The organism is Scandinavium hiltneri (assembly GCF_024764835.1).
GTDB lineage: Bacteria > Pseudomonadota > Gammaproteobacteria > Enterobacterales > Enterobacteriaceae > Scandinavium > Scandinavium hiltneri.
On sequence record NZ_JALIGE010000076.1, the window covers coordinates 846,777 to 859,925 of the forward strand.

At 53.4% G+C, this 13,149-nt stretch carries 10 protein-coding genes; 6 read left to right on the forward strand and 4 right to left on the reverse strand.

All coding sequences use genetic code 11. The features are described from left to right. The first annotated feature begins 257 nt into the window (after positions 1-257). The 5 genes from MUU47_RS21465 to pgaD are packed head-to-tail and all read left to right on the forward strand — an operon-like array spanning position 258 to position 8,153. A complete protein-coding gene (locus MUU47_RS21465) occupies positions 258-1,895 on the forward strand; it encodes a GGDEF domain-containing protein (protein WP_258990174.1) in 1,638 nt (545 codons plus the stop codon). A 10-nt stretch (positions 1,896-1,905) separates the two neighbouring features. Continuing rightward, positions 1,906-4,365 carry a poly-beta-1,6 N-acetyl-D-glucosamine export porin PgaA gene (pgaA, locus tag MUU47_RS21470; RefSeq protein ID WP_258990175.1) on the forward strand — a complete coding sequence of 820 codons (2,460 nt, stop codon included), beginning with the start codon at positions 1,906-1,908 and terminating at the stop codon, positions 4,363-4,365. Then, a complete protein-coding gene (gene pgaB, locus MUU47_RS21475; RefSeq protein WP_258990176.1) occupies positions 4,365-6,380 on the forward strand; it encodes a poly-beta-1,6-N-acetyl-D-glucosamine N-deacetylase PgaB in 2,016 nt (671 codons plus the stop codon). Before pgaA ends, pgaB begins: the two co-directional genes overlap by 1 nt. Beyond that, positions 6,377-7,705, forward strand: coding sequence for a poly-beta-1,6-N-acetyl-D-glucosamine synthase (gene pgaC, locus MUU47_RS21480; RefSeq protein ID WP_258990177.1), 1,329 nt, complete (start codon positions 6,377-6,379; stop codon positions 7,703-7,705). The genes pgaB and pgaC overlap by 4 nt, the downstream gene beginning before the upstream one ends. 1 nt (position 7,706) lies before the next feature. Continuing rightward, positions 7,707-8,153, forward strand: coding sequence for a poly-beta-1,6-N-acetyl-D-glucosamine biosynthesis protein PgaD (gene pgaD / locus MUU47_RS21485; RefSeq protein ID WP_258990178.1), 447 nt, complete (start codon positions 7,707-7,709; stop codon positions 8,151-8,153). A 494-nt stretch (positions 8,154-8,647) separates the two neighbouring features. Here pgaD and MUU47_RS21490 read toward each other — a convergent pair whose 3' ends face one another. From MUU47_RS21490 to MUU47_RS21500, 3 genes are all read right to left on the reverse strand, one after another. Continuing rightward, positions 8,648-9,757, reverse strand: a complete 1,110-nt coding sequence (locus tag MUU47_RS21490; protein ID WP_309578274.1) for an AI-2E family transporter — start codon at positions 9,755-9,757, stop codon at positions 8,648-8,650. 335 nt (positions 9,758-10,092) lie between these two features. Further along, positions 10,093-10,680: a lipid-binding SYLF domain-containing protein gene (locus MUU47_RS21495; protein ID WP_258990180.1), complete on the reverse strand. Its 588-nt coding sequence runs from the start codon at positions 10,678-10,680 to the stop codon at positions 10,093-10,095. A gap of 154 nt (positions 10,681-10,834) precedes the next feature. Further along, the gene (locus tag MUU47_RS21500) at positions 10,835-11,596 is read right to left on the reverse strand and encodes a transporter substrate-binding domain-containing protein (RefSeq protein WP_258990182.1); all 762 of its coding nucleotides are present in this window, start codon (positions 11,594-11,596) and stop codon (positions 10,835-10,837) included. Between the two features lie 173 nt (positions 11,597-11,769). Here MUU47_RS21500 and MUU47_RS21505 point away from each other — a divergent pair, with 173 nt between their 5' ends. Beyond that, positions 11,770-12,000, forward strand: a complete 231-nt coding sequence (locus MUU47_RS21505; protein ID WP_309578276.1) for a transposase — start codon at positions 11,770-11,772, stop codon at positions 11,998-12,000. On the opposite strand, the gene malE is transcribed toward MUU47_RS21505, so the two are convergent. After that, positions 11,949-13,136 carry a maltose/maltodextrin ABC transporter substrate-binding protein MalE gene (malE, locus tag MUU47_RS21510; RefSeq protein WP_258990184.1) on the reverse strand — a complete coding sequence of 396 codons (1,188 nt, stop codon included), beginning with the start codon at positions 13,134-13,136 and terminating at the stop codon, positions 11,949-11,951. The two genes, MUU47_RS21505 and malE, sit on opposite strands and share 52 nt — an antisense overlap. Positions 13,137-13,149 lie beyond the last annotated feature (13 nt).

Sequence of the window (13,149 nt, forward strand, 5' to 3'; positions counted from 1 at the left end):
CTGAGATTTAATTATAAACAACTCCATTCTCAGCCACCTCTCCATCCATTATATAATCATCGGATAGTCTTTATATTAAACGATGTACTGTCAGCGCCGCTGTTTTATCCAGCCTGACACCATTGAACCCTTTCTGAATACTCTCTCAGTGGCAATCTTTATTGTTTATGCAATGCGTTGATTTCCGCTTTCATTTCCAGGCAAACGCACGCATGAGCAAAAGTAAGAAAATTTTAAGAAATGCCGAGATAATGAGGATGCTCATTGCCCTGTCCTGCGCGGTGGCACTGATTTCAACCGTGCTGAGCTGGTGGCAAATCTCGACGGTCTCCCAGCACTACATCGCCGCCCGAGAGCGCGCCGCGAAATTCAACACCATCAAGTTGATGCTGAATGCCAATCACCTGATGGGCAATGAACGCGGTTACTCGAACGAGTATTTGCTGGAATCGGCCCAGGACGATCTTCACGCCAAAACCGCCCTGGCGATGGCTCGGGAGAAAACCGATGAATCCCTTAAGCAGCTCATAGCGATTCCCGAACTTTCCGATGAGGTCGCAGATGCCGAAGAGGGTTTGAGCATCGCCAGACGCAAAGTCGATGACGTGATGGCGGTTCCAGATAAATCACCGACCGAAGTCTACCGTGCGATGAACGTCCTGCTGGACGCCACCAGTGCCTTTAATAAAATCACTATCTCGGTGTCGATGAATTATGCCAGCAGAGACATTGCGGGCACCGGCTATTTCTATACTCTGCTTTCACTCGGGGAGATAAGGGATACGCTGGGCCGGATGGCGACGCCCTATCTGTACTCCCTGCGCTATGACATTCCCATTTCGTCAGCCGATCTTACCGCCACCACCAAACGCCAGGCACGTCTGAACGTACTGTGGTTGATGCTTGGCGGTCTGAAAGAAAATCCAGTGCTGAGCGGTGATTTGCAGCGCGCACGCGATGATTATAATAACAAAACCGAATTTCTGATTAAGTCCGTCGATAATCAGATGACCTATAACGGCCTTAAGCATATCGATGCGGTGGATTTTTCGATTCAATATCGCGAAGGCCTGAGCAGCTTCCAGTTCCTGGAGCAAAAATATCTCGATAATTTGGGCAGCTTTTTCGCAAACCAGACCGAACAATCCTTTTCACGTCTGGTCGAGGTTATCATCTCGCTGATTGCCCTGCTGTGCATCATTATCACCATCTGCATCTTTATTAACTTACGGGTGCTAAAACCGCTGCTGACGCTGAACGAAACCATCCGCAATGTGATTGATGACAACATCAATAAAAACGGCACCGACGCGGAAGATGCGGCGGAAATTCAGAATTTGTTCAAATCCATCGATATATTAGACGGCGTGTTTAAGCAGCAAAAAGCAGAAACCAAAGTGCTGACCCGCAAGATGAATGAAGATCCGCTGACCGGGATTGGCAACCGTCGTTTCTTCAACGAACAGGTCGCTCAGCTTCCGGAACAACTTCCAGCAGGAGCCTCAATCTGGCTGGCGATTATCGACGTCGATCACTTCAAACGGGTCAACGACACCTGGGGTCACCCGTTCGGTGACGAAGTGCTTATTGGCCTGGCGCGCACGCTGCAAAGCAACTGCCGCGCGGGGGACTTTGTCGCCCGTTTCGGTGGTGAAGAGTTCGCGGTGATGTTCAACGCCGATTCAAACGTTAAGGCGCAAAAAATCCTCGCGCGTTTCCAGGAGAATATCCGGGCGATGCGCTTTGTCGCACCCGATGGCAATCAGGTTGGCATTACCGCCAGCTTCGGTGCTGTTCAGGTTGACGATACCTCTATCGAAACGCTGCTGGAAAAAGCCGATGCGGCGCTGTACCAGGCGAAATCAGCCGGACGCGATCGCGTTTCGTGGGCCTGAGCGTTTTGCCATGAGAGCGATAGCCAGAATCTCAACCCTACGACGCTACAGCGTGATTTCCCTCGCGGTGAGCCTCTGTCTGGCGTGCACCTTCCCGGCCCGGGCCGACGATGGCGCCTACGATAAAAAAGTGTTGCTGGCCCGCGACGGACAAACCGCTCCGCTGCTGAACTGGCTCCAGCAGCGCGCACAACACGCCCCACTGACCGAATCGCAGGTCGCTGACTGGCTGCAGGTTTCGGGCTGGGCGGGGCATGATGCGGACGTCATTTCCCTCTGGCGACGCTACAGCCCGAAAATGGCGATCCCAACCTGGGGCGTTGCCGCGGCGGCACAGGCGTACCGCAATCAACAGCAATGGGATGTCTCGCTGGTGCTGTGGGACAAAGCGCGGAAAATGTCGCCGGACGATGACGATATCCGCGCAGGCTGGGTCATGACCCTGGCCGATGCGCGCCATGATAAACAAGCCCTCTATGAAGCCCAGCGCCTGGTGCGCGATGCACCGAGCGCCTATCACTACCAACTGTTGGCCTACGCCTGGCGCGCGCAGGGAAAAAGCCGCGACTCACTGCTCTCCCTGACCCTGGCGTGGCAAAACCATCAGCAAGGCAAAGCCTTCAAAACCGACCTGCTTGCCGCCTGGGACAAAAATCATATCGCCTTCCCGGCGCTCAGGCTGTCACGTTCGATGAACATTTCCGCCGCCGCCAGCCGCCAGCTGGAGCTGAAAGCTGCGGCAGTGATGGTGCGTAACGCCCGGACCACTACCCACGGCGAAGCGGAACATTATGTGGTTGCCGACCAGGTGCTGGCACGCTACGACAGCCTGCTGGCACAGTGGAAAAACAATCCGGATGCCCAGGCCGATATCCGCCAGGCGCGCATTGACCGTCTTGGTGCGTTATTGACGCGTCAGCGTTTTGCCGAGGTCACTGACGAATACCAGGCGCTAACCGCCGACGGCAAACCGGTGCCGGATTACGCCAAACGCTGGGTGGCATCCGCCTGGCTGGCGCAAATGCGTCCCGACAAAGCCCATCGTCTGTTCAACGACGTGTATAAAAAGGTAAGCCCGGCGACTCTGCTGCCCGACGATCAGCAGGAGATGTTTTACGCCTCCATTGAAAATGAAGATTTCCCCGCCGCTAAATGCGAGGCGGAGCGCATTATTGCTGACAGCCCGTACAACACTTTCCACTACGGTTCACCGGTTCCGCAGCCTAACGACAGCTGGCTGAATGGCCGATTGTTGATGTCACAGTATCTGCAAATGGCCAACCGTCTCCCCGAAGCGGAGCAATACGCCCGCCATCTGGCGCGCAGTGGGCCCGGCAATCAAGGGCTGTTGATTAACTACGCCAGCGTCCTGGCCGCACGTGGTCTGCCGCGCGCGGCAGAACGTGAGCTGAAACTGGCCGAGCCGCTGGAGCCATCGAATCCTGAGCTGGAGCGCCAGCAGGCCGAAGTGGCAATGGATTTGCAGGAGTGGCGTCAGATGGATCTGCTGACCGACGATTTGGTCGCCAGAAACCCGGACGCCCCAGATATCCGCCAGCTCGAACGCGATCGCGATTTGCAAAATGGCTATGAGCTGCGCATCACTGGCGACAAGGGCATTTCTTCCGACAGCCCGATCAGCGGCTCCCACGATTTCACCCTCAAAACGGCGCTGTACGGCCCGCGCATTGCCGATCACTGGCGGCCTTTTGCCGGGTTTAACTACGCGACCGGCGAGTTCGACGAAGGCAAAGGCTCGAACCGCGATGTGCTCGGCGGCGTGGAATACACCTCCCGCGATAACTGGGCCGAGCTCGGGCTGTCGAACCGCAATTTTGCCGGAGGCAATAAACTTGGCGTGCGTTTTTCCGGCTGGCATGACGTCAACGATAACTGGCGCATCGGCGGTTCTGCCCAACGAATGTCGAGCGAAACGCCGCTGCGCGCGTTGCGAAACGGCATCACCTCTAATGGCGGCGATCTGTGGGTGCGCTGGTATCAAAGCGAGCGACGTGAGTACCAACTCACCCTCGCCCCGCAGTGGTTCTCCGACGGCAACACACGCATGGCGCTGAACTTCACCGGTAAAGAACGGCTGTGGACCACGCCGCATTTCACTCTGGATTTCACCCCGGATATCAGCGCCAGCAGCAACAGTAAAACGGACACCCCCTACTACAACCCAAAGCGTGACCTCGCCATTCTGCCTGCCCTGTCTGCGGAGCAGATTTTATACCGCCGCTATAACACGGTCTGGAGCCAGCTGTTCACCGCGGGCCTCGGGACCTACGTGCAAAAAGGCGAAAAAAACGGAGCCATCACCACGCTGGGTTACGGACAGCGCATCCAATGGAACAATCAGCTCGACATGGACGTCATGCTCACCTGGGACAAGCGCCCTTATGACGGCACGCGGGAGAAAAATCTCGGCGTCGCGTTTGATTTGAATTATCGGTTCGGAGGCCACTGATGCCTAAATACTTTCTCCATATCACGCTGATTGTTCTGTGCTGGCTGATGTCTGAAATTGCTTTTGGCGAGACGCCGCCGCCGTTTGTGCCGCCCGCTCAGCGTGCGCAGCAACGGGTTAATCAACCGTGGCCGAAAAATCATTTCCTGGTGATTTGCTATCACGACATTGAAGACGGTGCCGCCGATGAACGCTACCTGACGGTGCGTACCAGCGCGCTGAAGGACCAGATTGCGTGGCTGCGCGACAACCATTATCAGCCGGTCAGCGTGCAGCAAATTCTCGATGCGCATAACGGCGGAAAAGAACTGCCACCAAAAGCGGTACTGTTAAGTTTTGACGATGGTTACAGCAGTTTTTATTCCCGCGTCTGGCCACTGTTAAAGGCCTATAACTGGCCCGCGCTGTGGGCTCCGGTCGGCAGTTGGGTCAGCACCCCGCTGAATCAAAAAGTGAATTTCGGTGGGCTGATGACCCCGCGAGAACGGTTTGCCACCTGGGATATGGTGAAAACCCTGAGTGAATCGCCGCTGGTCGAAATTGGCGCCCACACCTGGGCATCGCATTATGGCGGCCAGGCCAACCCGGAAGGCACCACACAACCAGCGGTGGCCAACCGTCTGTATGACCCAAAAAGCGGACAATACGAGACGGCTTCGCAGTTCTATCAGCGCATCGACGGTGACGTGGACCACATCACCCGCAAACTGAAAGACGTCACCCATAAATCCCCCCGCGCATGGGTCTGGCCTTACGGCGCGGCGGGCGGAACCACGCTCTCCATCGCGCAAAAGCACGGCTATCAGTTAGCATTCACTCTCGACGACGGGCTCGGTGACGTGAATAACCTGATGAGCATTCCACGTATGTTGATGTCCGGGAACCCGAGTTTGCACGATTTTGCCGAACAGGTGACACAGGTGCAGGAGCGGCACCTGATGCGGGTGATGCATATCGACCTCGACTACATCTACGATCCGAACCCTGAACAGCAGCGCAAGAACATCGATAAGCTTATAGAGCGCGTGCACGACATGCGCATTACCACCGTTTTCCTGCAGGCGTTTGCCGACCCGGACGGCGACGGTAACATCAAAGCGTTGTACTTCCCGAACCGCTGGCTGCCGGTACGCGCCGACCTGTTCAATTATATCTCCTGGCAGCTGCAAACCCGCGCAGGTGTTAACGTTTACGCCTGGATGCCGGTACTCTCTTTTGCGCTGGACCCCTCGCTGCCCCGCGTGACCCACTGGGATCCGAAAACCGGCCAGACCAGCGTGGACCCGAAGCAGTACCGACGCCTTTCTCCCTGGAGTCCGGAAGCACGAAAACGCATCACCGAGATTTACCAGGATCTGGCCAGCCATGCGACGTTCGACGGGATCCTGTTCCACGACGATGCGCTGCTGTCTGATTTTGAAGACGTGAGCCCACCAGCCATGGTGGCGTATCAGCAGGCCGGATTCAGTGGCACTCTGGACAATATTCGCCGCGATCCCACTGAATTCAACCGCTGGACGCGCTATAAAAGCCACTATCTGATTGATTTCACGATGGACCTCACCAAAGCCGTGCGCGCCATCCGTGGCCCACAGGTGAAAACGGCGCGCAACATTTACGCCATGCCTGTCCTCAAGCCGGAAAGCGAGGCGTGGTACGCGCAAAACCTCAATGATTTCCTCCGCACCTACGACTGGACTGCGCCGATGGCGATGCCGTTGATGGAAAACGTGCCGCTGGCGCAAAGTAATGCGTGGCTGCAAAACCTGGTCACAACCATCGCCCGCCACCCGCAGGCGCTGGATAAAACCGTTTTCGAATTACAGGCACGTGACTGGCACAAACAGGGCGATGAGGCCAACGTGAGCGCCCGCCAACTTGCCGACTGGATGACGCTGTTGCAAATGAACGGTGCCAGTAGCTTTGGTTATTACCCTGATGATTTTGTTAATGATAAGCCTGAAATGGCACCGTTAGCACCCGCCTTCTCATCCGCCTGGTACCCGCAGAAATGATGGATCGTTTACTCGCGTTTTTAATCCTTTGTCTGGTTCTGAGCCTGCCTCTGGGCGTCGCTGCGGTGTTTACCGGTGCCGCCATCCTGAACTTTGTGTTCTTCTGGCCGCTGTTCATGTCGGCGATGTGGATGACCGGGGGCATCTACTTCTGGTATTACCGTGAACGGCGCTGGTCATGGAATGAAGAGACACCGCCGCCGGTGCTGAAAGGCAACCCGTTAATTTCCATTCTGATCCCATGCTACAACGAAGGACTGAATGCCCGGGAAACCATCGAAGCGGCGCTGGCACAGCGTTATGAAAACATTGAGGTTATCGCCATTAACGACGGTTCCGCCGATAATACTGCGGACGTGCTGAACCAGCTGGCGAGCAAGTATCCGAAATTGCGGGTGATTCATCTGGCGGAAAATCAGGGCAAAGCGGTGGCGCTGACCGCAGGTGCAGCGGCGGCAAAAAGTGATTTCCTGGTGTGCATTGATGGCGATGCGCTGCTCGACCGCGACACCGCGGCGTATCTGGTCGGCCCGTTACTGGCCTTCCCTCGCGTCGGCGCGGTGACCGGCAGCCCGCGCATTCGTACGCGATCTACCCTGATTGGCCGTATTCAGGTGGGCGAGTTCTCCTCCATCATTGGGCTGATTAAACGCACCCAACGAATTTACGGCCAAGTGTTCACTGTCTCCGGCGTGGTCGCCGCCTTCCGCCGCCGCGCGCTCTCCGAGGTCGGATACTGGAGTGCAGACATGATAACCGAGGATATCGATATCAGCTGGAAGCTGCAGCTTCGCCACTGGTCCATATTCTTCGAACCGCGCGCGCTGTGCTGGATCCTGATGCCCGAAACCCTGCGTGGCCTGTGGAAACAGCGCCTGCGCTGGGCTCAGGGCGGTGCGGAAGTGTTCCGCGTCAACATCCGCCGCCTGTGGGCCTGGGAATATCGCCGTATGTGGCCGCTGTTTATCGAGTTTTGTCTTTCCACTACCTGGGCTTTCGCCTATGCCATGAGTATCGTGCTGTATTTGCTCGGTCTGGTGCTTCCGATGCCCGGTAACCTGGTCGTACAGCATCTGTTTCCGCCGCAGTTTACCGGCCTTCTGCTGGGCGTCGTGTGCCTGCTGCAGTTCGTGGTCAGCCTGTTGATTGAACGACGTTATGAAAAGAGCATCGCCGCATCGCTGTTCTGGGTTATCTGGTTCCCGGTGGTGTACTGGATGCTGAGCCTGTTCACTACGCTGGTCGCATTCCCGAAAGTGATGCTCAAAAACCAGCGTGGCCGTGCGCGTTGGGTCAGCCCCGATCGCGGTATAGGAAGGATGTGACATGCAGCAGAACGCACTTATTTTCACCGAACAACGCATTCTACCGCGCCTTCTCGACGTGCTGATGTCGGTTATCGCGTGGCTGGGATTTTCATGGCTGATTTTTAAGGGCGTGGTAACGGAGATTACGAACAACACCCACGCCGGGCCGCACCCGTTTTTCTCCACCGTCAATACGCTGACGCTGTACATTGCGGTGGCATTGCTCAACGGCGCGATGCTGATTTTCTGGGCCAGGTATAATCAGATACGCTTTCATGGCGTAGAGCGTCGCCAGCGTAGGCCGGGACTTGAGCAGGCACAGTTGGCGGAAAGTTTTGACGTTCCAGAAACGTTGCTGGCGGAATTAGCCAAGGCGCGGGTGGTGACGGTGCATCACAGCGACTCCGGCGGCATCAGCAGGATTGACATTCAGCAGCTGCTGGAAACGGACGCCGCTGAACGCTAATTTCTGGAACGCTTCACGAATAATTGACTGGGTTTCACTCAGACGACTTTTCGCCATCAGACGGCGATCGAGTTTAATATAATCCGCATGCCATGCATTATTTTTAAGCTGTAGCATCGACAGGCTGTAAATATCGCCCCAGGTAATATTGAAACCGTACTCTTTGTAGCGTTTTCAGATTACCAAGCATTTGCGTGGCAAGAATAGTTTTTCGCGGGATTCGTTCATTATATGAGATTTCGCTGCGGGAACATTCTTAGTGTTGAAAGATGATATGATAATGATGAAATACTAAACTTAACGTCATGGGAGCGCAAGTTTTTAACTCAGAGTAAATGTAAGAGAATTAAGCGAGGTATATTTTTCTATCGATAATTTTTATTTTAAATGAAGTTTACTGATAACAATCGTTGACATTAAGACGGTCTTAATTAGTGGAAGGTGAACAATATGCGGTAAGACGTCCCGATAATTCGGGACGTCAGGAAAATCAATTACTGTGTTGCGTTTTCAATCGCCGCTTTCTTTAGGCCTTCATTTACCCAGGCCATAAAGATGAGATAGCCAATCGACAGCAGCGTAGCGCCGATGAACATACCCAGAATACCGTTTGTCGCCATGCCGCCCAGTGCCCCGAGCAGCACAACTGGCATTGGGACATCCACGCCACGGCCCAGCAGCATTGGCTTAAGCACGTTGTCGACCATGCCTGCCACAATCAGCAGCACGGTAAAGACCACATTCATCGCGGTTCCGTGGTCGCCTGTCATCCACATCAGGGCAATCGCCGGTAAGGTGACGAGCAGCAGTGGAACCTGTGCAATCCCGAGGATCAGTGCAGCAACGAAGAAAATACCCACGGCCGGGATACCGGCCAGCGCCATGATGATCCCCACCAGCAGCGACTGAATCAGAGCCACACCGATGACGCCCTGAGCCACAGCACGAATCGTTCCGGTGCAAAGTTTGACCAGCTCAACGCCTTTTCTTTCATCGGTGATACGCATGGCGATACGCGTCGCGCTATTCGCCCCGGATGCGCCCACAGCCATCATGATGCCCGCCGCGATAAAGGAAATGATAAATCCGAACACGCCGCCGCCCATACTTGCCAGAACCGCCAGCACCAGTTTGGCCGCGTGGGCAATCTGAGAGTGGTAGTCACTGATGAGGCCCGGTAAATCCTGTGACGCCTGAGACCATAAGGCAAACAGCTTCCCACCGATAACAGGAATAGTACCGATGCTGGCATTAGGCGGTGGGATAACCAGATGTGTGTGGCTGGCTTGCTCAACCAGCGTGGTGGCGCTCTCCCCTAATGAGGTGAGCATGATAATGGTCGGGACGACGATAAGCGCCACGCCGAGCAACACCAGAATAACGGAAGCTAAACCCTGCTTCCCGCCCAGTTTTTTAGCGAAATACTGATGCAGCGGATAAAGCGTAACGGCCAGTATCAGCCCCCACAACATGACGTTGAGGAAGGGGGAAAATACGGTAAAACAGAAAGAAGCCAGTGCCAGGATCAGTCCAAATTTAATGAACATATCCAGAAATCTGGTTACGAGTCTTCTTTCAATGGTAATTAAATCATTGCTTTCCATTATGGGTTCTTCCCGTTGAAATGATGTCTGTCGCCGTCTTGACGAGTAAAAAACGGATTATTATAGGTTAGCGGTGAAAGTAAGAAATGCCGAAAATTATTTAAAAATAAAAAAGTCGCTTGATATGACATGTAACGCTGACCACGACAATACGCTTATCTCCAGGGCGTATCAGCCCATTGCATGAGAAACCGCCCTAAAGCTGTCATTCACAACACAGATCTTTATGTGAAGAACGATGTTCGTCGATCGCTGGCTGAAAAAGTGAGCAGATTTAAAAACGGCACTGGAATGTGCCGTTTGTCTGTTACCGGATATCGTCGGCAGGGTAAAGACTATTTATTCAGCTCATCATCAGGCCAGTATTTATAGCCATTGAGCATTGCCTGCGCCGACAGCCCTTTTTCGGTGATTTCATACACATTGACCTTCGACGGTAATGCGGCAGAATCCGGTGCCACACCTTTTGCTGAAGCACCTATCGCGCCAATCCCCTGGTTATCGTAAGTGGCAGCGGCGTTGGCATCAGCGCCGACAACATAGCCATTGGTAATAAACTTGTTGAGTACAGCGCGATCGTGGAAAACCATTACCGTATCCTGCTGTTTCAGACCAAGGCCCAGGCCTGCACCGCCCTGAGCCATTTTCATGTAGGTGTCTTTACCACTGTGTCTGTCTTTCACAATGCCGAAGCCGCCGCCAAAACCAAAGAGAAAAATCTTACTGTTGTTACTGGAAAATACCGCATAGCCTTCTGAATGCTGAACATCGCTGCGGGCTTCCGGGTGCAGAGAGTAGAGTTTGTTCAACGTTTCAGTGCGCATACTCTGGATCGCGGCACGCTTTTCGCTGGCGGTATCACCTTTGGCGCTGCACCCGGCCAGAGCCAGGGCAGCAATGAGAAAAAACGAGCTATATTTCATCTGCATATACGTCCAGGAGAGTGTGTAGGGGTAAGATTTGTGTCGCCGGTTGACGCGGCATCAGCGCAGCGCCAGCGGCACGTACATTCAGTGTAGTATGGCTTCGACGGGCACCGCCAGAATCTTGCTTTCTGGCGGCAGCACGTTTCATAAATTAACCGTGAATTTTCCACTTCCGCTTGAGGACATTTTTGTCCTGGCTATCCAGCCACTGGTTCACTTTCTCCAGCAGCGCCGGATTATCCTTGTTCATCATATACACCTTGTAGCTGGTAGTGCCGGGGAACGGCGTCTCGTTGGCCACGCAGAACACGCCAGGCTCTTTGCCCTGGTAATACTCCCCTTCGATCAGGTCAGTCACCATCATATCGGCGGTTTTCTGCCGTAGCGCCTGCAGGTTATCAACATTGTTCTGCACACGAATGATCTGCGCATGCTTGATATGTTCATCAACAAAACTTTGGTTGGTGCCACCCGGGTTAACAATCACCTTCACATTCGGCTTGTCGATCTTTTCGAGGCTGGTAAGCGCTGGCGCGGCGGTGCAGTTGGCAAGGGCGATTTTACCGTTCGCCACCACCGGCTGGCTCAGCGAGAATTCTTTCTCACGCGCCGGTATCTGCGTCACGCCACCCATGGCAATATCAAATTTATCAGCTTTTAAATCAGCGGATAGCGTCGGCCAACTGGTGATGATAAACGTCACCTTCAGACCCAGCGTCTTACCAAGATCGCGGGCCATATCCACGTCATAGCCAATAAGCTCTCCGGCGTCGTTATGAAACGCCAGCGGCGCATAGTCGCCCGGTACGCCCACTTTTAACACGCCGCTTTGTTGAATCGACTGCATATCGCGCGCCTGAACGCTGCTGGCCATCAAGGCCGCCATCAAGACAACGCCCAACGTTAACTTCATCTTAGATTCCTTATGATTTCATCATCGTGCCGCCGGTAATGCATTGCCACTGGCCATGGCAGACACGAAACTGGATACTGCGGGATAGTGTTACACTCAATCCAAAATACCGCGACATTTTTGCCTGTCCATATAAGCTATTTAGTTAAGGTTTATTCAGTAACGGGTGAAATATAGATCAGTCAAAAACAGGCGTAATCCGAATAATTTCCACAAATTATCTGCATACCAGCAGGCTGGAAGGGATAAACAACAGGATAAAAGTGATAAAACGAATGGCGTATGGATACCGGGATAACGACTGCTTTTTTATGAAAATAAAAATAGCGTTCCCCGGTAAGGCACGAAGGATCTATTTATTCGCGGATTTTATGCGCTGCGCCGCCGCATCCAGCGCTTCCTGAGGCGTCTGCTTTTGGTTAATAGCGTTGATGATGGCCGCCTTCTCGGCATACCAGAAGCCACCCATCTGCGGAATATTAGGCATCACATCGCCATTTTGCGCGCTCAGCATGGTTGCCTGAATGCGGGGATCCTTATTCAACTGTTCCTGATAGCTTTTTAACGCCACCGCTCCCAGCGGGTTGGCCTTGTTTAACATCTCCAGCCCTTTGTCCGTTAACAGGTAATGTTCAATAAACTCGGTTGCTAAATCTTTATTAGGACTGGCGGCGTTGATACCGATGCTGACTACACCAACAAAAGGTTTTGCCGGCTTACCCTGGAAAGTGGGGATCGTTGTTACACCATAGTCAATGCCGCTTTTTTCGATATTAGCCCATGACCAGGGGCCGTTAATCGTCATCGCAGATTCCCCTTTAATAAAGCTGGATTCAGCCAGCGGATAATCCGTATCTGGATTAAGTGCGCCACTTTTGATCATAGCGACAATAAAGCTTAGCCCGCTAACTGAGCCTTTATTATTTACACCAACATCATTAATGTCATAGCCATCTTTTGTGGGTTTAAACGCATAACCACCCGCGGAAGCAATCAGCGGCCAGGAAAAATACGGTTCAGCGAGGTTCCAGATAATAGCTTTTTTACCGTTCTTTTGCAGTTTCTGATTAAGTGCGGGGATCTCTTCCCACGTTTTTGGCGGTGTACTGACAAGCTTTTTATTATAAATTAGTGTTAACGCCTCAATACTCATTGGGTAACCGATGAGTTTGCCGTTGTATTTAACGGCATCCCAGGCAAAGGAGGATATTTTATCTTTAAATTCCTGCGAGGTATTTACCTCGGCAAGCAGTCCGGCCTTAGCGTAGCCACCGAAGCGGTCGTGTGCATACATAATAATATCCGGCCCGCCGCCGTTACTGGCTTCCATAGGGTAAATCTCTTCCATGTTTTTAGGGTGTTCAACCGTAACATGTACACCCGTATCGGCTTCGAATTGTTTACCAATATTTTCCAGCGCCTGACGTCCCTCTCCTGGATTACCTCCCCAAATCACCAGATTTCCTGCTTTCATTTCGGCATTTGCAGCAAATGCTGCCATGCAACACAGGGATAGCGTAGTTAAAAATAATTTTTTCATTTCGGTGTTCTCT